The 22,807-nt window shown below is 62.9% G+C and carries 27 protein-coding genes; 10 read left to right on the top strand and 17 right to left on the bottom strand.

All coding sequences use genetic code 11. The annotated features are described in order from the left end of the window. Positions 1-83: 83 nt before the first annotated feature. From BRPE64_RS19130 to BRPE64_RS19120, 3 genes are all read right to left on the bottom strand, one after another. The gene (locus tag BRPE64_RS19130; protein WP_044042494.1) at positions 84-1,385 is read right to left on the bottom strand and encodes an SUMF1/EgtB/PvdO family nonheme iron enzyme; all 1,302 of its coding nucleotides are present in this window, start codon (positions 1,383-1,385) and stop codon (positions 84-86) included. Between the two features lie 117 nt (positions 1,386-1,502). Continuing rightward, positions 1,503-2,222 carry a helix-turn-helix domain-containing protein gene (locus BRPE64_RS19125; protein WP_144063445.1) on the bottom strand — a complete coding sequence of 240 codons (720 nt, stop codon included), beginning with the start codon at positions 2,220-2,222 and terminating at the stop codon, positions 1,503-1,505. 103 nt (positions 2,223-2,325) lie between these two features. Beyond that, positions 2,326-2,799 carry a universal stress protein gene (locus BRPE64_RS19120; RefSeq protein WP_016355173.1) on the bottom strand — a complete coding sequence of 158 codons (474 nt, stop codon included), beginning with the start codon at positions 2,797-2,799 and terminating at the stop codon, positions 2,326-2,328. Positions 2,800-3,137: 338 nt separating this feature from the next. Between BRPE64_RS19120 and BRPE64_RS19115 the strand changes: the two genes are divergently transcribed. From BRPE64_RS19115 to BRPE64_RS19105, 3 genes are all read left to right on the top strand, one after another. Then, entirely contained in the window at positions 3,138-4,667 is a 1,530-nt protein-coding gene (locus BRPE64_RS19115) for an MFS transporter (protein WP_016355172.1), read from the top strand. A 224-nt stretch (positions 4,668-4,891) separates the two neighbouring features. Then, a complete protein-coding gene (locus BRPE64_RS19110) occupies positions 4,892-6,466 on the top strand; it encodes an aldehyde dehydrogenase (NADP(+)) (protein ID WP_016355171.1) in 1,575 nt (524 codons plus the stop codon). A 179-nt stretch (positions 6,467-6,645) separates the two neighbouring features. Next, entirely contained in the window at positions 6,646-7,584 is a 939-nt protein-coding gene (locus tag BRPE64_RS19105) for an SMP-30/gluconolactonase/LRE family protein (protein WP_016355170.1), read from the top strand. Positions 7,585-7,600: 16 nt separating this feature from the next. Here the strand turns inward: BRPE64_RS19105 and BRPE64_RS19100 are convergent, their stop codons facing one another. The 3 genes from BRPE64_RS19100 to BRPE64_RS19090 all read right to left on the bottom strand — a co-directional run bounded on the left by BRPE64_RS19100 (position 7,601) and on the right by BRPE64_RS19090 (position 9,266). Further along, the gene (locus BRPE64_RS19100; protein WP_016355169.1) at positions 7,601-8,026 is read right to left on the bottom strand and encodes a GNAT family N-acetyltransferase; all 426 of its coding nucleotides are present in this window, start codon (positions 8,024-8,026) and stop codon (positions 7,601-7,603) included. A 77-nt stretch (positions 8,027-8,103) separates the two neighbouring features. After that, positions 8,104-8,706, bottom strand: coding sequence for a short chain dehydrogenase (locus BRPE64_RS19095; protein WP_173405473.1), 603 nt, complete (start codon positions 8,704-8,706; stop codon positions 8,104-8,106). 107 nt (positions 8,707-8,813) lie between these two features. Next, positions 8,814-9,266 (bottom strand): hypothetical protein, encoded by a 453-nt coding sequence (locus BRPE64_RS19090; RefSeq protein ID WP_044042779.1) that lies wholly within the window; start codon positions 9,264-9,266, stop codon positions 8,814-8,816. Positions 9,267-9,457: 191 nt separating this feature from the next. Between BRPE64_RS19090 and BRPE64_RS33475 the strand changes: the two genes are divergently transcribed. After that, entirely contained in the window at positions 9,458-9,613 is a 156-nt protein-coding gene (locus tag BRPE64_RS33475; protein WP_016355166.1) for a hypothetical protein, read from the top strand. A gap of 58 nt (positions 9,614-9,671) precedes the next feature. On the opposite strand, the gene BRPE64_RS19085 is transcribed toward BRPE64_RS33475, so the two are convergent. Then, on the bottom strand, positions 9,672-10,280 hold the full coding sequence (locus tag BRPE64_RS19085) for a DUF3005 domain-containing protein (protein WP_016355165.1): 609 nt from the start codon (positions 10,278-10,280) through the stop codon (positions 9,672-9,674). A 283-nt stretch (positions 10,281-10,563) separates the two neighbouring features. Here BRPE64_RS19085 and BRPE64_RS19080 point away from each other — a divergent pair, with 283 nt between their 5' ends. Both BRPE64_RS19080 and epsC read left to right on the top strand, forming a co-directional pair. Further along, positions 10,564-10,797, top strand: coding sequence for a hypothetical protein (locus tag BRPE64_RS19080; RefSeq protein ID WP_044042491.1), 234 nt, complete (start codon positions 10,564-10,566; stop codon positions 10,795-10,797). Positions 10,798-10,931: 134 nt separating this feature from the next. Next, positions 10,932-11,921, top strand: a complete 990-nt coding sequence (gene epsC / locus BRPE64_RS19075) for a serine O-acetyltransferase EpsC (RefSeq protein WP_232519242.1) — start codon at positions 10,932-10,934, stop codon at positions 11,919-11,921. Between the two features lie 24 nt (positions 11,922-11,945). Here epsC and folE read toward each other — a convergent pair whose 3' ends face one another. From folE to BRPE64_RS19055, 4 genes are all read right to left on the bottom strand, one after another. Beyond that, positions 11,946-12,596, bottom strand: coding sequence for a GTP cyclohydrolase I FolE (folE, locus tag BRPE64_RS19070; RefSeq protein ID WP_016355162.1), 651 nt, complete (start codon positions 12,594-12,596; stop codon positions 11,946-11,948). A gap of 96 nt (positions 12,597-12,692) precedes the next feature. Continuing rightward, positions 12,693-12,896, bottom strand: coding sequence for a hypothetical protein (locus tag BRPE64_RS19065; RefSeq protein WP_016355161.1), 204 nt, complete (start codon positions 12,894-12,896; stop codon positions 12,693-12,695). Between the two features lie 73 nt (positions 12,897-12,969). After that, positions 12,970-13,422: a VOC family protein gene (locus tag BRPE64_RS19060; protein ID WP_016355160.1), complete on the bottom strand. Its 453-nt coding sequence runs from the start codon at positions 13,420-13,422 to the stop codon at positions 12,970-12,972. Positions 13,423-13,436: 14 nt separating this feature from the next. After that, a complete protein-coding gene (locus BRPE64_RS19055; protein WP_016355159.1) occupies positions 13,437-13,868 on the bottom strand; it encodes a YybH family protein in 432 nt (143 codons plus the stop codon). A gap of 177 nt (positions 13,869-14,045) precedes the next feature. Here BRPE64_RS19055 and BRPE64_RS19050 point away from each other — a divergent pair, with 177 nt between their 5' ends. After that, positions 14,046-14,681 (top strand): TetR/AcrR family transcriptional regulator, encoded by a 636-nt coding sequence (locus BRPE64_RS19050; protein ID WP_044042490.1) that lies wholly within the window; start codon positions 14,046-14,048, stop codon positions 14,679-14,681. A gap of 61 nt (positions 14,682-14,742) precedes the next feature. On the opposite strand, the gene BRPE64_RS19045 is transcribed toward BRPE64_RS19050, so the two are convergent. Next, positions 14,743-16,128 carry an MFS transporter gene (locus tag BRPE64_RS19045; RefSeq protein WP_044042777.1) on the bottom strand — a complete coding sequence of 462 codons (1,386 nt, stop codon included), beginning with the start codon at positions 16,126-16,128 and terminating at the stop codon, positions 14,743-14,745. Between the two features lie 53 nt (positions 16,129-16,181). Between BRPE64_RS19045 and BRPE64_RS32945 the strand changes: the two genes are divergently transcribed. The 3 genes from BRPE64_RS32945 to BRPE64_RS19035 all read left to right on the top strand — a co-directional run bounded on the left by BRPE64_RS32945 (position 16,182) and on the right by BRPE64_RS19035 (position 18,377). Next, complete coding sequence (locus BRPE64_RS32945) at positions 16,182-16,376, top strand: hypothetical protein (RefSeq protein ID WP_144063444.1); 195 nt, start codon at positions 16,182-16,184, stop codon at positions 16,374-16,376. An 83-nt stretch (positions 16,377-16,459) separates the two neighbouring features. Then, a complete protein-coding gene (locus tag BRPE64_RS19040) occupies positions 16,460-17,413 on the top strand; it encodes a 2-hydroxyacid dehydrogenase (protein ID WP_016355155.1) in 954 nt (317 codons plus the stop codon). Between the two features lie 67 nt (positions 17,414-17,480). Then, positions 17,481-18,377, top strand: a complete 897-nt coding sequence (locus BRPE64_RS19035) for a LysR substrate-binding domain-containing protein (RefSeq protein ID WP_016355154.1) — start codon at positions 17,481-17,483, stop codon at positions 18,375-18,377. Here BRPE64_RS19035 and BRPE64_RS19030 read toward each other — a convergent pair. From BRPE64_RS19030 to BRPE64_RS33245, 5 genes are all read right to left on the bottom strand, one after another. Beyond that, positions 18,374-19,750: an aspartate aminotransferase family protein gene (locus BRPE64_RS19030; protein WP_016355153.1), complete on the bottom strand. Its 1,377-nt coding sequence runs from the start codon at positions 19,748-19,750 to the stop codon at positions 18,374-18,376. The genes BRPE64_RS19035 and BRPE64_RS19030 overlap by 4 nt on opposite strands. Positions 19,751-19,772: 22 nt before the next feature. Beyond that, on the bottom strand, positions 19,773-21,107 hold the full coding sequence (locus tag BRPE64_RS19025) for a glutamine synthetase family protein (RefSeq protein WP_044042488.1): 1,335 nt from the start codon (positions 21,105-21,107) through the stop codon (positions 19,773-19,775). A gap of 174 nt (positions 21,108-21,281) precedes the next feature. Further along, positions 21,282-21,476, bottom strand: a complete 195-nt coding sequence (locus BRPE64_RS34080) for a hypothetical protein (protein ID WP_044042487.1) — start codon at positions 21,474-21,476, stop codon at positions 21,282-21,284. A gap of 327 nt (positions 21,477-21,803) precedes the next feature. Continuing rightward, on the bottom strand, positions 21,804-21,953 hold the full coding sequence (locus BRPE64_RS33250) for a hypothetical protein (protein WP_016355150.1): 150 nt from the start codon (positions 21,951-21,953) through the stop codon (positions 21,804-21,806). 629 nt (positions 21,954-22,582) lie between these two features. Further along, positions 22,583-22,753, bottom strand: coding sequence for a hypothetical protein (locus tag BRPE64_RS33245; RefSeq protein WP_160167936.1), 171 nt, complete (start codon positions 22,751-22,753; stop codon positions 22,583-22,585). Between the last annotated feature and the right edge of the window lie 54 nt (positions 22,754-22,807).

The following is a 22,807-nucleotide window of genomic DNA, read 5'->3' as shown; positions in this document are numbered from 1 at the left end:
CTTTCCAGGCATCTCGACACAAGCAAACGCCGCATGTTCGCAGGAACATGCGGCGTTTTTTTGCTTCAGCGTTGTCAGCGCGGTCAGTTGCTCACGCAGCGGAACCCGGCATATACGTACTGATAATGCGCCTGAAACCAGTTGCGGAAGCTCGGCCGTAACATGCAGGCGGCGGTGCGCGGCGAGCCGCCCTTGATGACGAAGTGCTTGCCGTCGAAGAAATTGGCCGAATAGCCGAGATAAAACGGAAACGGTTCGAAGCCATTCAACGGCCCGAATTCCGTCGATGTCCATTCCCAGCCGTTGCCGAATTGCCCTTCGACGCCGAACTCGCTGCGATTCTCCGGATAAGCCTGCACCGGCGACGGATCCCAGCGGCGGAAATCGAAATTCCCCTCGGCGACGCCCGGCGCACCCGACGCCGCGCGCTGCCATTGCGCCTCGGTCGGCAGCGACTTGCCCGCCCAGCGCGCATAAGCCTTCGCTTCGGCATGGCTCACATACACAGGCCAGTCGGGCGGCAGCGCGATCTCGTCGAACATCGTGCGCAGTTTCCATGCGCCTTGCGGGTCGTCGTCGTCGCCGGGAATCCAGAAGGCCGGATGCGCGATACGCTGCTCCTCCTTCCACGCCCAGTCGGCTTCGTCCCAGAGCGAACGGTTCCAGTAACCGCCCGCGTCAATGAAGCGCAGATAATCGCCGTTCGTCACCATATAGCGATCGATCTCGAACGCCGGCACCTCGACGCGCTCCTCGCCGAACTCGTTGTCCCAGCCGAAGCGGCCGCTGTCGCGCGTCAGGCCGAGCGTCGCGCTGCCCGCCGGCACGTGCACGGTTTCATGTTCGAGCGCGCGTTCGGACGCGCGCTCGGAACGGGCATTGGCGGGCGCGATTTTTCTGTCGACCGGTAATTGATGCAGCATGTAGGCGAGCGTTTCCGCATGCATCAGCCGATGCTCGATCGCGACTTCGAGCAACTGCGTGGGCGACGCGTCGGCGGCAACCGGCGACGCGGCGAGCGTGACCGGATCGAAGTGCGCGTCGATATCGGCGCGGACCCGTTCTTTGTACTCGCGCACTTCTTCGAGCGACGGCCAGTCGGCGGGTTGGTCGGCGGGCAGGCCGCCATCCACCGGATCGATGCCGAACGCGAAGAGCTGGTCGTACTCGGGATTGATGCTGGGTACGTTGAAGAGACGCTGGTCGAAAAGATTGCGGTCGAAGGCTTCGAGATGCCCGATATAAAACACGACGCGATGCCGCTCGGCGATCGGCCTGTCGTACAAATGCTCGGGCTTGACGACGTCGAAAAGTTCGTCAGTGACGCGGCGCGCCTCGGCGAGGCGTTCCAGCAGCGGGTGTCGAAGGGAAGGTTCGCGGTTCATGTCGCCCAATCTCCGTGGCTGGCCAATCGAAAAGACTAATGCGTAGCGAACCGCGTGCCAACTGAAATATGAGCGCCGATTATTCTGCTGCCGGAAACAATCGACCGCGACGTTCCGTCAGACGGCGCGCAGACCGTCGAAGTCGCAGATACGAATAAACTTGCCCTGCGTTTCGATGAGCCCCGCCTTGTCGAAACGGGACAGCGTGCGGCTCACGGTTTCGAGCGTCATGCCGAGATAGCTGCCCATGTCGTCGCGCGTCATGCGCAGCGTAAATTCCGACGACGCGTAACCGCGCATGGACAGCCGCGACGAAATGTCGAGCAGCAGACCCGCGACGCGTTCGTCGGCGCGCAGCATGCCGAGCCGCACGACGTGGTTCGCCTCGCGGTTCAGCGCGTGACTCATCATGCGATTCAGGCGCCTTTGCAAGGCGTCCGTTTCGCGGCACATGCGCTCGAAGAGCGGGTAGGGCGCCACGCACACGGTACTGTCTTCGAGCGCGATGGCGTCGCACGTATGCGTGCCTTCCTCGATGGCTTCGAAGCCCAGCGCGTCGCCGGCCAGGAGCAGCCCGGTGACCTGTTCGCGGCCGCCGTCATGCGTGACGACCGTCTTGAGCGAGCCTGAGCGCACCGCGAACAACGCTTCGAAGCGCTCGCCCACGCGAAACAACGCTTCGCCGCGCTTCACCCGGCGCGTGGCCGAGATGATGTTCTCCAGTTTGGCGATGTCGTTCGAGCACAGGCCTTCCGGCATGCACAGATGCCGCATGGCGCAACTGGAACAATGCGCCGCATTGCGCCGGGTGCGGGAAGGGTCTGAGAGGGCGCTCATGGCTTCGTTTTGTTGATGATTGACAAAACGATTTTCCCACGGCGCCTCCGACATCAAATGTGAAAAATTGACGCAGGCGGGCGACGTTTTGAAACTTCTTACGTCATGCGCTGCCGTGTTCCGGCGGCGCACCGGACGCGGACGGAATCAGCAGGACCGGCAAGCTCGCGTGACGCAGGCAACGTTCGGCCACGCTGCCGAGGATCAGGCGCTGGAAGCCTTTGCGGCCGTGCGTGCCCATGATCAGCAGATCCGCGCCGAAGGTTTTCGCCGCCTTGGTGATGAGCGTGGCCACATCGTCGCTCGCGGTGGCCTCGACGGACACGACTTCGCCCGCGACGCCGCGCGCCTTCATCGCGTCGGCGGCTTCGCGGGCGAGCGACGCGCCTTGTTCCATCAGGCTCGAATGCAATATCGACGGATCGTAGCCGGGCACGTCGAGATACATCGGTCCGCTTTCCACGACGTAATAGGGCTGAACGAGCGCCTGATGCGTGACGGCGAGATCGAGCGCGGCCTCGAAGGCGCGCTGCGAGGTCCGGCTGCCGTCGATGGCGACGAGAATGCGTTTGAACATGGCGATTTCCCCAGATGACGACGCTATTGGCGTACGGTGGACACGGCCGCTCGCGATACGATAACCGCGCGATAACCGCGCGAAGCCCACGCGATGCCTGCGTCCGATCGACTCCCGCATGATAGGGCGCGCCGGACGCGCGGCGCCGCCGCTTTTTTGCGATAAGTCGATCCAGCGCAAGGCAACCCGTACAATTCGTGGTTCTCGACATCAGCATCCGCTTAATACGCGCGGACGCGTTCTCTTTGTAGCATTTCCGCAGTCAACCCGCCCAACCGATCGTGACTCAGACGCCGCACGCCGCCCCCGCACTGCCGTTCCGAACCGCTCTCTACGCGATGCTCGGCATCGGCCTCGTCAATATGCTCGTGGCGCTGGATCAGACCGTGGTCAGCACCGCGCTGCCGTCGATCGTCGCGGAACTGCATGGCTTCGAGTACTACGCGTGGATCGCGAGCGCGTATCTGCTGGCGTCGGTCGTGACGGTGCCGGTGTTCGGACGGCTCGGCGATTATTTCGGGCGCAAGCGCTTCGTGATCGCGGCGGTGATCACGTTCACGGTGGCGTCGGTGCTGTGCGGGCTCGCGCCCGGCATGCTGTTTCTGGTGCTCGCGCGCGGGCTGCAGGGCGTCGGCGGCGGGATGATGGTCGGCACCGCGTTCGCGTCGATTCCGGATCTGTTCCCCGATCCGCGTACCCGCGTGCGCTGGCAGGTCGTGCTGGCGGCGGCTTACGGCATCGGCACGGCGGCGGGGCCGTCGCTCGGCGGCTGGATAAGTCAGCACTGGGGCTGGCGCTCGACCTTCCTCGTCAATCTGCCGGTCGGCGCGGCGGCGCTGTATTTCATCTGGTCGCATCTGCCGAACCTGCACCGGCCGCGCGCGGGTGGCGTGAAGATCGACTGGACGGGCGCGCTGCTCGTCGCGCTGGCGCTCGGCGGCTTTCAGGCGCTGATCGAGGCGCTGCCGAAGGACGGCCCGACGACGGCCAATCTCGCGCTCGGCGCGGGCGTCGCGGTATGCGCGGTGGCGCTGCTGATCTGCGAGCGGCGCGCGACGCATCCGATCATCCCGCTCGACATCTTCCGCGATTCGCAGCTCGTCACGCTGTTCACGCTGTCGTTTCTGGCGGGCTTCGTCATGTTCTCGCTGATCTTTTTTGCGCCGCTTTTGCTGCAGGGCGGCTTCGGGCTGTCGCCGCAGGAAGCCGGTCTGCTCGCGACGCCGATCGCCGCTTTTATCGCCATCGGCAGCTTCATCAACACGCGTATCGTGATCCACATGCGCCGCCCGGTGACCATTCTGTCGATCGGCTTCACGCTGCTGTTGCTCGCCTCGATCGCGCTGGCGTTCGCGCGCGCCTCGACGCCGCATCTCTGGATCGAAATTCCGATGGCCGCGGTCGGCATCGGGCTCGGCTTCGTGCTGAACAACATGAACGTGTTCGGGCAGGAAATCGCGGGCCGCGAGCGCTTCGGCATCACCACGGCGCTGCTGCAATCGACGCGCATGGTCGGCGGGATGCTGGGCACGAGCATCGTCGGGACAATCGTCGCGCATCACTATGCGAGCGTCGTCGGGCGCACGATCAGCGTGCTGGGCGCGGCGGCGTCGGCGCAATGGTCGCCGCGCTTGTCCGATCCGCGCATTCTCGTCGATGAGGCGCTGCGCGAACATCTGCTCGCCGAACTGGGCGCCGCCGGTCTCGATGCGCCCGCGCTGCTCGACGCCGCCCGCGACGCGCTCGTGCAAGCGATCCACATCGGCGTCATGCTGACGGCCGTGGCGGCGCTGGTCGCCGCGCTGCTGGTGCGGCGCATCGCGCATATCACGTTTCGCAAGCCGGCGACGCCCGTCGCGAAGCCCTGAAGACGGGTCCCGAGCGCACTTTCTTTGATAAGCGGTCCCGCGCGCCTATAGTTTTTGCGTCGCCGGGCAGGCGGTTTGCGCACGATGCCGGACCGTGCATCGCATTTGCTTCAACGTCCTCGACGGCGCCTCGCACGGAACACTCGCGCGGGCCGCGAGTCTTCGCATTAGCGTGCGGCCACGCGGCGCTCGCGGCCTACCGCCAACAGAGATGAGGAACTGACATGAAGATCACCGGAGAAATGCTGATCGGCGCATCGGCCGTGCGGGGCACCGATGCCACGCTCCGCGCGTTCGACCCCGCCCGCAACGCCGATCTGGAGCCCGCGTTCGGCGGCGGCGGCGCGGCGGAAGTGGCGCGCGCGTGCGAACTCGCCGACGCCGCCTTCGACGACTATCGTCACGCGCCGCTCGAAACCCGCGCGCAGTTTCTGGAAGCGATCGCGGACAACATCATCGCGCTGGGCGACACGCTGATCGAGCGCGCGATGGCCGAATCCGCGCTGCCGAAGGCGCGGCTCGAAGGCGAGCGCGCGCGCACGGTCGGGCAGTTGCGGCTGTTCGCGTCGCTCGTGCGCGAGGGCCGCTGGCTATGCGCGACGCTCGATTCCGCGCAGCCGGACCGCAAGCCGCTGCCGCGCGCCGACCTGCGCCTGCAAAAGATTCCGCTCGGCCCGGTCGTCGTGTTCGGCGCGAGCAATTTTCCGCTGGCGTTTTCGGTCGCGGGCGGCGATACCGCGTCGGCGTTCGCGGCGGGCTGTCCGGTCATCGTGAAGTCGCATCCGGCGCATCTCGGCACGTCGGAACTGGTCGGGCGCGCGGTGCAGAAAGCCGTCGCCGACAGCGGCTTGCCCGAGGGCGTGTTCTCGCTGATCGTCGGGGCGGGCAATGCGATCGGCGAGGCGCTGGTCGCGCATCCCGCGGTCCAGGCGATCGGCTTCACCGGCTCGCGGCGCGGCGGGCTGGCGCTCGTCGATATCGCGGCGAAGCGGCCAGTGCCCATTCCCGTGTACGCCGAGATGAGCAGCATCAACCCGGTCTTCGTGCTGCCGGGCGCGCTCGCGGCGCGCGGCGACACGCTGGCGGCGGGCTATATCGATTCGGTCACGCTGGGCGTCGGCCAGTTCTGCACGAATCCGGGTCTCGTGATCGGTCTGGAAGACTCCGATCTCGACGATTTCATCGACAACGCCGCCGCCGCGCTCGAAAAGAAGGGCGTGCAGACGATGCTCACGGCGGGCATCGCTTCCGCCTACGCCGACGGCATCAAGCAGCGCGATGGCGCCGCGAAGCGCATCGCGACGGGCGCGAAGGGCGAGACGGCGAGCGGCGCGCGGCCGGCGCTGTATCGCGTGAGCGCGGAGGAGTTTCTCGCGCGGCCGCAACTGGCGGAGGAGATTTTCGGGCCGACGTCGGTGATCGTCGTGTGTCGCGACGAGGACGAGATGATCGCGGTCGCGCGTAGTCTCGAAGGCCAACTGACCGCGACGCTGCTGATGGAACAGGACGATGTCGAACTCGCGCGGCGGCTTCTGCCGGTGCTCGAACGCAAGGTCGGGCGGATTCTGGCGAACGGCTTTCCGACCGGCGTAGAAGTCTCGTATGCGATGGTCCACGGCGGGCCTTATCCGGCGACGTCCGACAGCCGCTCGACTTCGGTCGGCGCGATGGCGATCGAGCGCTTCCTGCGCCCCGTGTGCTATCAGGACTTGCCGGCGGCGTTGCTGCCGGAGGCGCTCGCGGACGACAATCCGTTGCTGCTGTGGCGGCTGCGGGACGGGCAGCTCGGACCGAACTGAGTCGCTTGCCTCGGTTCCCTGGACGAATGAACGGGGTTTATTCGTTCCGCACATAGCTTTATTCCTCGCGCAACTGCCCAAGCGTTTTTCGCTTCGGGTGGCGGCGCGATTTTTCGACGGCGTGCATTGAATCGCGTCGGCACGCCAAACACTGCTTACCTCATCGGAGACAAAAAAATATGACGAGCGACTCGCGCCGCTATCCCGACCCCGCCGTACGCGTGCTCGACCCGCGCTTCAACGCACTGCGTGTCGCGGCGGCATCGGTGGAGTGTTTGTATCAGGGCGCGCGCTGGTCCGAAGGACCGGTCTGGTTCGGCGACGGCCGCTATCTGCTGTGGAGCGACATTCCGAACAATCGCATCCTGCGCTGGGATGAGGAAAGCGGCCAGGTCGGCGTATTTCGCAAGCCGTCGAATAACGCGAACGGCAACACGCGTGACCGGGAAGGGCGGCTCGTGACCTGCGAGCATCTGACGCGGCGCGTGACGCGCACCGAGTACGACGGCACGATCACCGTGCTCGCCGACAGCTACAACGGCAAGCCGCTCAATTCACCGAACGATGTCGTCGTGAAATCCGACGGCTCGATCTGGTTCACGGACCCGAGCTTCGGTATCGACGGCTTCTACGAAGGCGAAAAGCGCGAGGCGCAGCTAAAGCCGTGCGTGTATCGCGTCGATGGCCAGAGCGGCGAGATCACCATGATGATCGACGATTTCATCGGTCCCAACGGTCTCGCGTTTTCTCCGGATGAAGCGGTCCTATACGTGGTCGAGTCGCGCTCGGTGCCCCGCAAGATCTATGCGTTCGATGTGCTCGACGGCGGCCGCAGGCTCGGCGAGCCGCGCCTCGTGATCGATGCGGGTCCGGGCACGCCGGACGGCTTTCGAATCGATATCCACGGCAATCTGTGGTGCGGCTGGGGCATGGGCGACGCCGAACTCGACGGCGTGCGCGTGTTCACGCCGCAAGGCGAAGCGATTGGTCATATCGACCTGCCGGAGCGTTGCGCGAACGTGTGCTTCGGCGGGCGGCATCGCAACCGGCTGTTCATGGCGGCGAGCCACGGCCTGTATGCGATCTACGTCAACACGCAAGGCGCGCGGGGCGGGTGAAGGCGGCTGACCTCGGCTAAGGTTTGCCGACCCTTTCCATGATGCGCTCGGGATGCGCGCTCGCTGCAAAGCCGTGGCGCGCGTACAGGCCGTGCGCGTCGGACGTGACGAGCATCATGCGGCGCAGCCCTTGCAGATCGGGATGCGCCATCACGCAGTCGATCATCCATTTGCCGAGGCCCGCGCCCTGATGTTCGGGCAGCACGAAGACGTCGGCGAGATAGCCGAACGTGCTGCTGTCCGTGATCATGCGCGCATAGCCGATTTGTCTATCACGCAGAAAGAGCCCGAACGCGAGCGAATGGCGCGCGGCGCGCTCGACCTTCTCGCGCGCGACGCCCGGCGACCAGTACGCCACTTCGCTCAAGTAACGGTGCACGACATCGAAATCGAATTCATCGATCTCCGTGCTTACCCGATAGTCGTCTCGGATCCATTGCATCGTGCCGCTCCGTGGCCGTGATAAAGCGCCGAGAATAAGCGATCGATGCGCCGTGCTCCATGCACACTTCGCGCCTGTCAGTGCACGTTGTAGATGCGCCCGGTCTCCGCGCCTTCGACGCTGCGGCTATACGCCAGCGCCACGCGCGCGCCGCTCGCCGCTTCGAAACCGCGAAAATACGGGCCGAAGCTCTCGCGCGCTTCTTCGAGCATCGTCGGGCTGATAACGTTGATGCGCAGGCCGCGCGGCAACTCGATCGCGGCGCCGCGCACGAAGCCTTCGATCGCGCCGTTGACCGCCGCCGCGCTCGCGCCCTGACGGATCGGCGCCGCGCCGACGATGCCGCTCGTCAGCGTGAACGAGCCGCCGTCGTTCAGATAGTCGCGCGCCGTGAGGACGAGATTGACCTGGCCCATCAGCTTGTCGTCGAGGCCGATGCGGAACTGCTCCGGCGTCATCTTCACGAGTTCGCCGAAATGCACGTGCCCCGCCGTCGCGACGATCGCATCGACCCGGCCGATTTCGTCGAAAAGCTTTTTGATGCTGCCGAGATCGCGCAAATCGACGCGATGCGCGCCACGCGTCGCGCCGATCTCGATGACTTCATGACGGAGTTTCAGTTCGGCGCAGACCGCCTGGCCGACCGTGCCGGTCGCACCGATGACAGCGATTTTCATGATGGGCTCGCAAGCGTTGGGTTGAGGAACGGCCTTGCATTGTGCGAGCCTGCGGGCGCGAAAGAAAGCCGCGCCCGCTTCAAGGATTGCAAACCGCCGGTTTCGAATGCTCAGCGGGCTGCGAGGCGGCCGGGCATCGGCGAGAGCAAGTAGAGCGCCGCCGCCAGCTTGCAGACGAGCGCGGCGCCGCATACCAGCGCCCCTGCGGGAAACGCATGCCATTGCATCGCGATGGTCGGCGCGACGAGCGCCACCGACACGAAGCCGAGCGCCACGGTCAGCCAGCGCGCCCATTGCAGACGCGATGCCACGCATACGTAGAGCAGCCCGATGAGCACGCGAGAGACGATCAACGCGGCAACCGGATGACTCGACGCATCGCCGGGAAGTCCGACCGCGAGCATCAATGCGAACTCGGCCCACGACAGCGCGTAGGCGGCGCCGAGACAGGCGAGAGCGGAGGTGAAGCGCTGTTCCGGCGCAACCGATGGCTGCGCAGCGTGAAATTCCTTCAGTTCCTCGTCGTCGCTCGAATAGGTGTCGTATGCATGAATCGTGGTCATCTGGCCTTTCCCCTTCGTCGTGATCTCGTCGTGATCCTTGTGATCTTGTACGGCCGCGAATTTTTCTTGATGCGGCGCGTCAGTCGACGAGCCACAGCGCATTTAACGTGCCTGCCCTTGCCGTGCGCTGGAACACGCGTTGCTGCCTGACTAGCGGGTGACCGAATCTCAAACGACGAAAGGAGCACGTAATGAGCAGCACCAAGGAACAGCGCCCGCATTCCGAACGAGATGAAGAAGATGTCGATAAGGCGGTCGAAGATACGTTTCCCGCAAGCGACCCGCCCGCGACGGGTGGCGTGACGCGCATCGAGCCTGACGAGAAGGCAAAGCAGGAAGAGAAGTAGGCAGGTCAGTCTAGCTGCATCAATAAAGAGCCGCGCTCGATACGCGGCTCTTTGCATGTCATTTGCGTTCGAGTTCGAAAAGCCGCGACGGACGCAGATGATTCAGCGCGAAGTGCTTGCGCCCGCGCAAAGTGTGCCCGTGCGGATCGCGACCTTCGAAGCGCACTTTGTCTTCCACTTCGGGCACCGTAGGCGCGACCATGCCCCGGTCGATCATGCGAAAACCGCGCTCCAGCGCCAGCAGCAAGCCGTTGCGCGCAGGCCGGCTGTCGAAGCCGCCGAGGCCGTCGCCGGGCTCGGGCACGTTGTTCACGCTCGTTGCATTCGAATTGATCACGGAGTCTGGATCGTGCGCGCGCATTTCGGCTTCACGTCGTGCGTGAATGTTCTTCGCGTCGGCATCGACGGTGTCGTCCGGGCCATCGTCGTTGGCGACGTCCACGCCGCGCGGCGGCCTCTCGTAGCGGCCTTGCGGACCGACATGCATGCCGTCCTTCGTGGTCTCGCTCAAGACGTTTCCGCCCGCATGCGCCTCGCCGCCCGCGGCTGCCTTGGCGGCATCGCTCATGTTGATGTGCGCGGTTTCGGCGGCCGGCGTCTTTACGGGACTATCGGCGGCGCGATCCTTTTGCTTGTCTTGCGACTCGTTGCCTTCGGCGTTGTTCATCGATTGCTCCGGTTGACCTGAACTGACCAATCTCTCACGCAAGAGTCGTTCCGGTTATTTGGCGACGGAACTGCAGCCCTTGCTACAGCGCGCCTTCATCGATGCGCGAAAATTTCGGGCTTTTTTTTCGACCCCAAGCCTATTTCCTGCAAGTATTATTTGGAACCTGTCGGCGACAAAGCGCAACACGCGACGCGCGTGCAATCAGGAGAGCGCGTTTCGAGAGTCGTCGAACAAGAGCAATGCCATTCGAACGAGCAGGGCACTTTCACACGGGTGACTCATGCAACACGATGCAGCCTTTTCACATCGAGGCTATCTTCTAAACTGCGCGCCCGCCCGGGCCGGAGATGGCAGCTACCAACCGTATGTGGTGATCTCGCGATCGAGCGACGGCGAACTCGTTGCGAACCGCTTCTTCCCGTCGGAATTGCGATTCCGCGAAGAGGGAGAGGCCATTGCGCATGCGCGCGACTGGGCCGTGCGCTGGATCGACGCAAGTAACGTAACGGTATGACGACGTTCGGGTAACACGCGGGCGCGGGCGCATTGAACGGCAAGGCGCGCGGCAAGTCCGCGAAAAACCGGTTACGCTTGATGATTCATCCGCCGTGCGCGCACGGCGGCCGCTTATTCCGAATCATTCTCGCCATGCAGAACACGCCTGAGTTTGGCGCCACGTCGCCGCTCGAACCCACTCACGACATCACACGCGCCCCGCAGGAATGGGGGCTGGCGCGCATCGTCGCGGACTTGCGTCAGTCGCGCGAGGAACTGCATCGCACGCGGCATCCGCTCGGCATACGAGAGCTGCCGTCGCGCGACGCGATCCTGAAGATCGTCAACGGCCTGCGTTCCGCGCTTTTCCCGACGCATTACGGCGCGCCCGATCTGACCGACGAAAGCGTCGACTATTACGTCGGCCAGACGCTCGAGAGCACCTTGCGCTTGCTGCACGAGCAGGTTCGCCGTGCGCTTCGCTTTCTGCCCGAGCATCGCGACACGAGCGAAGCCGATGTCAGCGCGCGCGCCTTCGCGATCGCGCGCGAGTTCGGCGCGCAACTGCCGGCGATCCGCGCGCTGTTGGTGAGCGATATTCAGGCCGCGTTCAGCGGCGACCCGGCCGCGCAGCACATCACCGAAATCCTGCTGTGCTATCCGGGCATCTGGGCGATGACGCATCATCGGCTCGCGCATGCGTTGCACAAGCTCGGCGTGCCGCTGCTCGCGCGCTTCATCAACGAGATTGCGCATTCGCTGACGGGCATCGATATTCATCCGGGCGCGACCATCGGGCCGAGTTTTTTCATCGATCACGGCACGGGCGTGGTGATCGGCGAGACGGCGATCATCGGACAACATGTGCGCGTTTATCAGGCCGTGACGCTCGGCGCGAAGAGCTTTCCTTCGACGAGCGACGGCGCGCTGGTGAAGGGCAACGCGCGGCATCCGATCGTGGAGGACGACGTCGTGATCTACGCAGGCGCGACGATTCTCGGCCGCGTGACCATTGGTCAAGGCTCGGTGATCGGCGGCAATGTGTGGCTCACGCACAGCGTACCGCCGGGCAGCAATGTGTCGCAGGGCAAGGTGCGCGAGGGCAGCGGCGCGGATGCGCCGGGCAACGGCTTCGGCGCGTGACGAGCTTTCTACCGCGCGCGTTCTTTAAGTATTCGCCACGCTGAACGCGTTCGAATTGCCGACGATGGAAAGAAACTCGCGACGCGTCGATGGATCGTCGCGGAACGAGCCCAGCATGCGCGACGTGACCATTGCGACGCCCGCCTTGTGCACGCCGCGCGTTGACATGCATTGATGCGCGGCTTCGAGAATCACGCCGACGCCAATCGGCTGCAACACTTCGTTCAGCGTGTCCGCGATCTGCGCCGTCATTTTCTCCTGAATCTGCAGGCGCTTGGCGAAGGCATCGACGAGACGCGCGAGCTTCGAAATGCCGACGACGCGCTTGTTCGGCAGATACGCGACATGCGCGCGGCCAATGATCGGCACCATGTGATGCTCGCAATAGCTTTCGAAGCGAATGTCCTTCAGGACGATCATTTCGTCGTAGCCTTGCACTTCGGAGAACGTGCGGGCGAGGATATCGTGCGGATTCTGTTCGTAGCCCGCGAAGAATTCTTCATACGCGCGCACGACGCGGGCGGGCGTGTCGAGCAGGCCTTCGCGATTCGGATCGTCCCCGGCCCAGCGCAACAGAACACGCACGGCGGCTTCGGCTTCCTCGCGGGACGGACGATCGGCTTGATCAGCGGGAATGTCCGAGCCTGAAAGATGGTTTTTGCGCGGGGCGCTCATTGAAAGCTCCTGTCAGTCAAGTGCGATCAGTGTAATTCGCACCGCGCCATTGTTTCATGTTTCCGAAGCCCGCTATGAGTGTCGGGTTTTTCGGTGTCAGGTCTTGCCGCCCCCGTCGATGCCCGACCCCGTGCGCCACACACGCTTGCCTTCCTCGGACAGCTCGCCGCTGCTGTGCTCCTTGTCCGGCTCCGTGCCGGGCTGGGCCATGGGCCCGCCCGGCTGTTCCTGCGACGTCTGCTGCTTGCCCTTGCGCTGCGCGATGCGCTCTTCCTGCGAACGTCCGGCGTAGTTGCTCATGTCGCTTCTCCTTTCGAAATGATGCGATGAAAGGCGCGCAAGCGGCGTTCCACCCGGACGATTCAGCGCGCGCTCAGGCAGGCGTGTGCTGGGCGCCGCCGAGCACCATCCACGTCACGCCGAACTTGTCCGTGACCATGCCGAAGCGCTTGGCGAAGAATGTTTGCGTCATTGGCATCTGCACCTGGCCGCCGTTCGAAAGCGCGCCGAAGTACTTCTCCGCCTGCTGTTCGTCGCTGGCCGTGAGCGAGAGCGACACACCCTTGAATTCCGGCTTGCCGCTGCACATGCCGTCCGAGCCCATCAGCATGGATTCGCCCACGGTGAAGGCCACATGCATGATCTTCTCTTCCGATCCGGCGGGCAGGCTGCAGCCGCTTGCGGCTTCGCTGCCGCCTTGCTTGCCGGCGTCCGGGTTGTCCTTGAAGCGCATCATCATGACGACTTGTGCGCCGAGATTCTCGCGGTAGAACGTGATCGCTTCTTCACAGCGGCCTTCGAAGAACAGATAGGGTTGCACTTGCATGTTTGCTCCTTGCGTTATGACGTTTCGTCGGGGTCCATATCCATCATGAGCGGCACCGATGCGTGTTCGTGCACGACACGCCAGTCGCCGTCGATCTTCCTGAAACACACGGTGGCACGCACGATGTCCTCCTGTTCGCCCACGGCGACGTGGTTGACGGAGTGCGCATACGCCAGATCGCCGCTCGCGGCGACTTCCACTTCCCGCATCTCGAACGTGAGCGGGCCCTTCATGCTGTCGAACCAGCGTTGCCAGTTCTCGCGATAGTGCGCGAGGCCCGCGACCGATGCAGGCGGCACGACGTCGAACACGACTACGTCCGGCGCGTAATGCTTGAGGAGGGCATCGACGTCTTTCGCGAGTACGGCCTGCCGCCACGCTTCGATCAACTCGCGGATGCGCGCGATATCCGCATTGGCTTGCGTACGATCGTTCGGCTCGGACATGTCTGCCTCCTTCGGTTGGCGGCGCACAGCACGCACTTCTATACGATGCCGCTGCGTCGTGACAAAGCAACGGCAGGCGTCGATGCAGAACTATTTTTTCGGCTTGTGTACACCGTCCACAAAAGTAGCAGAGATAATGGACAGTGTCCACATATGGCAAGCCCCGCCGAATCGAATATGACAAATGGCAAGCCGCGCAGTACTTATCGGCACGGCGATCTGCGCCGTGCGCTGATCGATGCGGGCATCGAACTGGCGCGCGAAGGCGGCCCGGATGCAATCGTGCTGCGCGAGGCGACGCGCCGCGCGGGCGTGGTGCCGAACGCGGCGTATCGTCACTTCGAGAGTCGTCAGGCGTTGCTGTCGGCGGTGCGTTCGGCGGCGCTGTCGCGCGTCGCGCAGGCGATGGAAGAAGAACTCGCGGCGCTGCCCAGAAAGCGCCGCCGCGCCGATGCGGCGCGCGCCGGACTCCGGGCCGTCGGCACCGGCTATCTATGTTTTGCGCAGACGGAAACGGGGCTCTTTCGCACCGCGTTCGCCGCGCCGCAGGCGGAATGGGGCGAGCACGAAGGATCGTACGGCGCGGGTCCGGGCGGACTCGATCCGTTTCAGTTGCTGAGCCGCGCGCTCGATGACATGGCGGAAACGGGCGCACTCGCCGTGAAGCGGCGTCCCGACGCCGAATATCTCGCATGGAGCGCGGTCCACGGCTTCGCGCTGTTAGTGATCGAAGGTCCGCTACAAGGATTGGGACGCAAGCAAATCGAAGCGCTTGCCGGGCGTTTGCTCGATATGGTCGAGAACGGTCTCTGAACGCAAAACGCGCCGCATGCAGCGGCGCGTTTCAAAGATAAGACTCGCAGGTTCGCTTCGCCTATTTCGTCGAACGATTATTCTCACCGGTCACCGGCTCGACCACGCTCACGAGCAGCAGGAAGCACAGCAATGCGGTGCCCACCATGTAGAGAAACACGGCGGTCCAGCTGTAGCTGTCGAGCAGGAAGCCGACTGCAAGCGGTGCGCATGCGCCGCCGATCTGTCCCACCGAGTTCACGATGCCGAATGCAGTCGGGTACGTCGCCTTGGTCGCGAGTCCCATCGGATAGGCGGAGTAGCCCGCGAAGCCGATGCCCAGCATGAGGCCCGCCAGGATCAGCGCGGCGCCGAGAAAGCCGACGCTGTCGGGTGCATCGATCAGCAGGAAGGTCATGATCATCGTGCCGAGCGCGCCTACCATCATCATCGGCTTACGGCGTCCGCCGAGCAGGCGATCCGAGATGATGCCGCCGAGCATGTTGCCCGCAACCGCGCCGATGAAAGGCGCCGATGCGAGAAAGCCCATCTTCACCGAAGCGAAGCCCTTCACCGTGATGAGGTAAGTCGGAATCCACGAGATGAAGATGTTGCTGATGCCGATCATGCAGCCGTAGCCGAGCGCAATGCCGAAGATATTCCACGAGCCGAAAACCTTACGGATAGTGTCGAGCTGCGGCACATGCTTCGTGCGATTGATCGCGTCGAGCCGGGGCATCGGCGTCATCTGTGCGCGGGCGAGCGTTTGGCCGGCGCTGCTGCGAACCGTGGTTTCATCGGCGATATAGCGGCGTTCGGCCGGCGAGCAGAAGCGGTTCTCACCCGGCGAGTTCGTCACGACCAGCATCCAGACGACCGCAAGCAGAATGCCCGGCACCGCGAAGACGTAGAAGATCTCGCGCCATCCCCACAAGTGAATCACGATCAAACACACCGAAGGCACGATCAGCGGTCCGAGCTTCGACGCCGCGATCCACAGCCCCGTGGCCGTGCCTTTCTCCTGCGCGGGGAACCAGCGGTTGATGACGTTCGTGCAGCCGATTCCGAGCGGTCCTTCCGACAATCCGAGTCCCACGCGATACGCCATCAGCAGAAACACCGATGACGTCGTGCCCATTAAGCCCGTGAAGACCGAGGTCAGGATCATGAAGACCGCGAACAGGAAGCCGGTCGTCTTCTCGCCGAGCCGCTTGAAGAGCAATCCGACGGGAATCTGCACGAAGCCGTAAGCGAACGAGAACAGGCTCACAATCAGCCCGGCCTCGGTATTGGTGATGTGATATTCCTTCTTCAGATACGGCAGCGCGATGCCGAAATTGGCGCGATCCGCGCATGCAATGGCCCAGATGCAGAAGATCAGGCCCATGACGACCCAGCGATGTTTCGTGCGCTTCTCCGCGATGGGTTCCGCCGTCGAGGAAGCGATGATGCCGTCGGCGTTGCTCATCGCGAGTCCTCCATCGAGCGCGGCATGGCCGTATGACAAAGAGGAACGGATAAATGGCAGGTAGGGCGCAGGCTCACGCTGTTGTCTCCAATATCATTTTTAAAGGCTTTTTTATTGATGTGCCTTCCGATGCTTCGAATTGTGGAGACGGTGCGCAAGAGCGTCCAATCTTTTATTGCTATTACCTGATTCCCGGATTGAATCGATTCCGCGCCCGTTTTTTCGGCATCGAATCGTGGATCAATTGATAGCGTTTTGGGATTGGACGCGCATCGCGAAACCGGAGATCATCCGCTCCACATCAGAGAACGAGTCATAAGGAGCACGCCACATGAAGCCGAGCATTCTGCAACTGAACCCCATCCTCGTACCGGCGATCAACCAGAAATTGGACACGCTCTACACGATGCATCGACTGTACGAGCAGGAAGACAAGGACGCGTATATCCGCGAACACGGCGCGTCGATTCGCGGCGTAATCACCGGCGGCCACACGGGTATTTCCAACGATATGATCGGGCGGCTGCCCGCGTTGCAGGTGATCGCGGTGAACGGCGTCGGCACCGATGCGGTAGATCTCGCATTCGCGCGTTCGCGCGGCCTGCCGGTGACCGGCACGTTCGGCGCATTGACCGAGGATGTCGCCGATCTCGCCATCGGTCTGATCCTGACGACGCTGCGCGAAATCTGTCCCGGCAACGCGTTCGTGAAGACCGGCAAGTGGATCGACAACCCGAGCCCGAGCGCGATCCCGTTGTCGCGCCGTTTCAGCGGCAAGCGCGTGGGGATCGTCGGTCTCGGCAAAGTGGGCCGCGCGATTGCGCAGCGTGCCGCGGCGTTCGGTTGCCCGATCGCTTATACGGACGTGCGCGAGATGAGCGACATCGATTATCGCTTCGTGCCGGATCTGCTTTCGCTCGCGCGCGAGAGCGACATTCTCATACTCGCCGCGGCAGCCGACAAGGCGCAGGGCATCGTCGATGCCGCCGTGCTCGATGCATTGGGCAAGGACGGCTATCTGATCAATATCGCGCGCGGCAAGCTCGTGGTGGAGCGCGATCTCGTCGAAGCCTTGTTGCGCGGTGTGATCGCGGGCGCGGGGCTCGACGTGTTCGTCGATGAACCCAATGTGCCCGTCGAACTGTTCGGCATGGATCGCGTCGTGCTGCAGGCGCATCGCGCGAGTGCGACCGTGGAGTCGCGCACGGCGATGGGCGAGATGGTGCTCGCGAGCATCGCGCAGGCGCTCGCGGGGCAGCGTCCCGAAGGCAGCCTGACGACCTGAAGCATTCGCATCGCAGTGTCCGGGGCGAACCTATAATGATCGGCTACTCCTTCAATGTCGATGACGAATGCTCGATCTCGGACAAGTGCGTTGCTTCGTGGCCGCCGCGACGGAGCTGAACTTCAGGCGCGCGGCCGCGTTGCTCAACATGACGCAGCCGCCGCTTTCCCGGCAGATTCATCTGCTTGAAGAAAGTCTCGGCGTGCTGCTGTTCGAGCGGATCGGCCGCACGGTCAAGCTGACGCCCGAAGGACGCGTCTTTCTCGCGGATGCCACGCGTCTGCTCAATCTCTCCGAGCAGGCCGAGAGTACGGTGCGGCGCGCGAGCAAGGGCAAGACCGGGCGCGTGCGCATCGGCTTTACGGGTGCGGCGGGGTATGAACTGATACCGGAACTGCTGGTCGCGGCGAAGCATGATTTGCCGGATATCGATGTCGTGTTGCTCGAGATGATTTCCGTCGCGCAGATCGAGGCCTTCGAGGCGAACGCGATCGATCTCGGCTTCCTGCGGCCGTTGCCGTCGCGGCAGAAGGTAGAGTTTCTGCTCGTCGATCGCGAACCGATGATCGTCGCGCTGCCGGCGGGCCATGCGTTGTGCGCATACGAGCGGCTCGAACTTGCGCAGTTGCACGAGCAGGCGTTCATCATGCATTCGCCCACGCACGGCAAGTATTTCTACGATCGCATTCTAGGCATGTTCGCCGCCGGCGAAGTGAAGCCGAATTTCACGCAATACATCGATCAGACGCCGACCATTCTCTCGCTCGTTCGCGCGGGACTGGGTGTGTCGATCCTGCCGGCGTCGTCGCAACGGTTTCATTACGACAACGTCGAGTTCCGCGAAATTGCCGGCAATACCGTTCAGGCCGAAATGAGCATGGCGTGGCGCGCCGATCAGGACAATCCCGCCGTCACGGCCTTCCGGCACATGGCGGCGGATTACTTCGCGAATCGTCAACACTAAGCGTCAATCTTGAGCGCGTGGGCGGTTGCATCGATGGCGGCGCGGGCCTTGTCCACGATCTCGTCGATTTCATCATGCGTGACGACGAGCGGCGGCGACAACAACATGCGATCGTCGCTCGCGCGCATCACGAGATTGCCGGCGAATGCGAAGTCGCGACATAACGTGCCGATATCGTCGCCGTTGACGAAGCGTTTGCGGGTCGTGCGCGTTTCGGCAAGCTGAATGCCCGCGACGAGCCCCGCGCCCGCAATCTCGCCGACAATCGGGTGCTCGCCAAGCGCCTGCCGCAAGCGCGCTTGAAAGTACGGCCCCGCATCGTCCTTGACGCGCGCGACAATGCCTTCGTCGCGCAACAGCTTCAGATTGGCGACGGCGACCGCTGCCGCGACCGGATGCCCGGAATACGTGAAGCCGTGACAGAACTCGCCGCCTTCGACGATCGCATCGGCGATGCGGTCCGACAGCGCGACCGCGCCCATCGGCACATAGCCGCTCGTGAGACCTTTGGCCATCGTGATGACGTCCGGCTCGAAACCGAAATGCCGATGCGCGAACCATTCGCCCACGCGCCCGAATCCGCCGATGACTTCATCGGCAATCAGCAGCACGTCGTATTTCCGGCAGATGCGCTCGATCTCGGGCCAATAGGTGGAGGGCGGAAAGATCACGCCGCCCGCGCCCTGAAACGGTTCGCCGATGAACGCAGCGACATTCGCAGCACCCAGTTCGACGATCTTCTCTTCGAGCTGACGCGCCCGCGCGAGCCCGAACGCATCGGCGTCCATCGTGCCGCCTTCGCCGAACCAGTAAGGCTGATCGATATGCGCGACGTGTTCCATTTTCGACGGCATCTGCTCGTGCATATAACTCATGCCGCCGAGCGTGGCGCCTGCGATGGTCGAGCCGTGATACGCGTTCTTGCGCGCGATCACATAGCGCTTCGTCGGTTGCCCGCGCACGGCCCAGTAGCGATGCACCGCGCGCAATGCCGTATCGTTCGCCTCCGAGCCGCTGTTGCAATACAGAAAGCGGTTGAACGCGGGAGGCGCGAGTTGCGCGAGCAGCGCGGACAACTCGATCACCGGCGGATGCGTCGTCTTGAAGAACGTGTTGTAGTAGGGCAGTTCCTGCATTTGCCGGAACGCGGCATCGGCGAGTTCGCGGCGGCCGTAGCCCACGTTCACGCACCAAAGCCCCGCCATCCCGTCGATGATGCGATTTCCCTCCGAGTCCAGCAAGTACACGCCTTGCGCCTGCACGATCACGCGCGAACCGGCGCGATTGAGCGGGCCCATGTCGGAAAACGGATGCAGATGATGCGCGGCGTCGAGCGCGCGGTAATGCGCCGTCGAGTCGAATCGATCGTTCATGTCGTGACTCCTTGTCTCACGTTTAGACGTGCAGCAGCAAATGCTTGCGTTCCCACGAACTGATCACGCGGAAAAACGCTTCGTATTCGGTCTCCTTCAGCGCGAGATACGCGCGCACGAAGGTCTCGCCGAGCATCGCGGCCAGCGGTTCGCACGCGCCCATCAGCGTCAGGCCTTCTTCGAGATTGCGCGGCAGCTGATAAGGCTGTCGATAACCGTCGCTCGCGAGCGGCGCGGTCGGCTCCAGATGCTGCGTCATGCCGAGATAGCCTGCGGCGAGCGTGGCCGCGATCGCCAGATACGGATTGCAGTCGACGCCCGGTATGCGGTTCTCGATGCGCCGCGCCGCGGGCGACGCGTGCGGCACGCGAAAGCCGACCGTGCGATTGTCGTAACCCCATTGCACATTGACCGGCGCGGCCATGAAACGCGAGAGCCGCCGATACGAATTGATATACGGCGCGAAGATCGGCATGAGCGCGGGCGTGTATTTCTGCAATCCCGCGATGTAGCTGTAGAACAGGCCGGTCGGCTCGCCACCGCGATTCGTGAAGAGATTGCGGCCCGTTTCTTCATCGACGATGTTCTGATGCACGTGCATGGCCGAGCCGGGTTCGCACTCCATCGGCTTGGCCATGAAGGTGGCGTACATCTTGTGGCGCAGCGCCGCCTCGCGCACCGTGCGCTTGAAGAGGAACACGCGGTCAGCGAGGTTGAGCGCGTCGCCGTGCATGAAGTTGATTTCCATCTGCGCCGCGCCGACTTCGTGGATCAGCGTGTCCACTTCGAGTTCCTGCACCTCGCAGTACTCGTAGATGTCTTCGAAGAGCGGATCGAACTCGTTGACCGCGTCGATTGAATACGCCTGGCGGCCGGTTTCCGCGCGTCCCGTTCTGCCGACAGGCGGTTGCAGCGGCAAGTCGGGATCACGGTTCATGTCGACGAGAAAGAACTCGAGTTCGGGCGCGACCACGGGACGCCAGCCTTTCTCCGCATACATTTCCAGCACTTGCCGCAGCACGCGGCGCGGCGAAATGGCGACGGGCGTGCCGTCGAAATGCACGCAATCGTGGATGACCTGCGCGGTCGGATCGACGGCCCATGGAATCAGGCGGATCGTCGCGGGATCGGGCACGCAGACCATGTCGGGATCGGTGACGCCGCTGAAGCGGCCGTCGTCGGGGTAGTCGCCGGTGACGGTCTGCATCATTACGGCTTGCGGCAGGCGCATCGATTCGCCCAACTCGAACTTGCTGCGCGGAATGATTTTGCCGCGCGCGGTGCCGGCCATGTCGGGAATGATGGCTTCAATCTCGGTGATGCGGTGTTTTCGGAGGAATTCGTCGATGCGTTCCATGGCGGTTCTCTCGTAGCGTTTTCGTTTCGCTTTCGTTTCGTTTCGGACAGGCGCGCGCTGCCATGGCCCATGCGACGCATCGCAAAGGCGCGGCGAAAGACGGCGCGCGCGTTTCACGCGTGCAGACGCGTGCGCGCGGACCAATCGGTCAGCGAAGGGAAACGGAGAGAGGCGCTACGGCAGCAGCGAAGCGGCGCCGACGCAATCCACCGCGATGAACGCGCGCGCGGCAACGGAATTGCGACGCCGCACGCTGCGGCGAGACAGGACGGTGATAACCGACAGGAAGCGGCAACCAGGAAGCATGCCGCAGCGATCGGCGCAGGGCCGGCGTATGCGCCGACGTGCCAGAGGGCTTTGGACTTTCACGATGAACTCGTCTGGGAAAGTGATTTCCGTTGGGGAGATTGCGTGATGCCGACAATTTCCCTACGACGAGCATATACGAGCCATAAATGCCGTCAAGCCGCGTTTTCGGCTGATGAGGGCGGCTGATGAGGGCGGCTGGTGAGGGCGCTAAGGGGGAATGAAGAAACAGGATCGCCTGCATGCAGTGCGATCCTGTTGTTGCGTCATGAAAGCAAATGAGGGGCTATTGCTTCGGCATGACTGAGGCGTTCGGCTTAGCCGTGAGTGACGTCAATTGAGTCAGACTCGCACTCGACCGAAGCGGTGAGTGCGTGACTCAATAAACGCTTAGCTCTTGATGATGACGGTGTTGGACGTGCTGGAGGACGACGATTCGGTCGGCACGCCGGTAACAGCGATGGTGATGCCGATCTGACCCTTCGTAGCGCCGCCTGCCAGAGCAGCGGAGTTCAGTTCCGTACGTTCGATTTTTTGCATGTTGAGTCTCAGAAGGTGATTTTTGGAAAAAAGATTCGATATGCTTATAAAAGGCTTAAAGAATCAGCCTGAATTCTATCAATTCGACCATCTATTTTCATTGCGACAATTCCGATAATTGATAAGGATTGCTTTGTATCGGATTAGAAATGGAGGTTGCGTATGTCTTGCGGTGCGGCGTCGCCTCATGCACCGTGCGGTTGGAGAAATATGCGGTCCGCGAGGCTGGGCGCGCCGCTGTGCGGGAATTTGATTTGCATCTGCGCCGCGCAAATTGGGTGGGGCAGCATGTTCACTCCGAGATCAATGATTTCGCGTTCCTGATAGATCATCAGAATGGCGAATCGAACGGCGTGAGAAATTGACTTTCGTCAAGACATTACGAATTACTAACTGCGTCACTGCGGAAAATGCATGCAAGTCACAACGGCTTCAAAGCGCGTTTTTGACTAATGGGAGAGGCCGCACAAAGAAACAGGATCGCCTGCACGCAATGCGATCCTGTTATAAGGGCACAAAAATGCAGTTGTTATTGCTTTCGAGCGCCTAAGGCGTTCGCACAACCGTTGGTGACATCTAATGAGTCCGACGCCACCCGAGCAAATTGGTGATTGAGTGGTTCAAACTGCTCAGGGCAGTCTGACGGTCACGGTGGTGGACACGTTATGGCCGGTGACGGTCTTTTCGGTGTGGTACACGGTGCTGCCATGCTGCACGGTGACGCTGACATGAGAGGTGGAAATACCACCGGCCAGCGGGACATCAACGTTACCCAGTTCCGCGCGTTTGATCTTTTGCATGATGAATCTTGAGGTGAAAGATTTGAAAAACGATTCGATATGCTGATTAAATGC

Source organism: Caballeronia insecticola (genome assembly GCF_000402035.1).
Classification (GTDB): Bacteria; Pseudomonadota; Gammaproteobacteria; order Burkholderiales; family Burkholderiaceae; genus Caballeronia; species Caballeronia insecticola.
The sequence above is the reverse complement of the archived record's forward strand: the minus strand, read 5'-3'. Positions and strand labels throughout refer to the sequence as shown.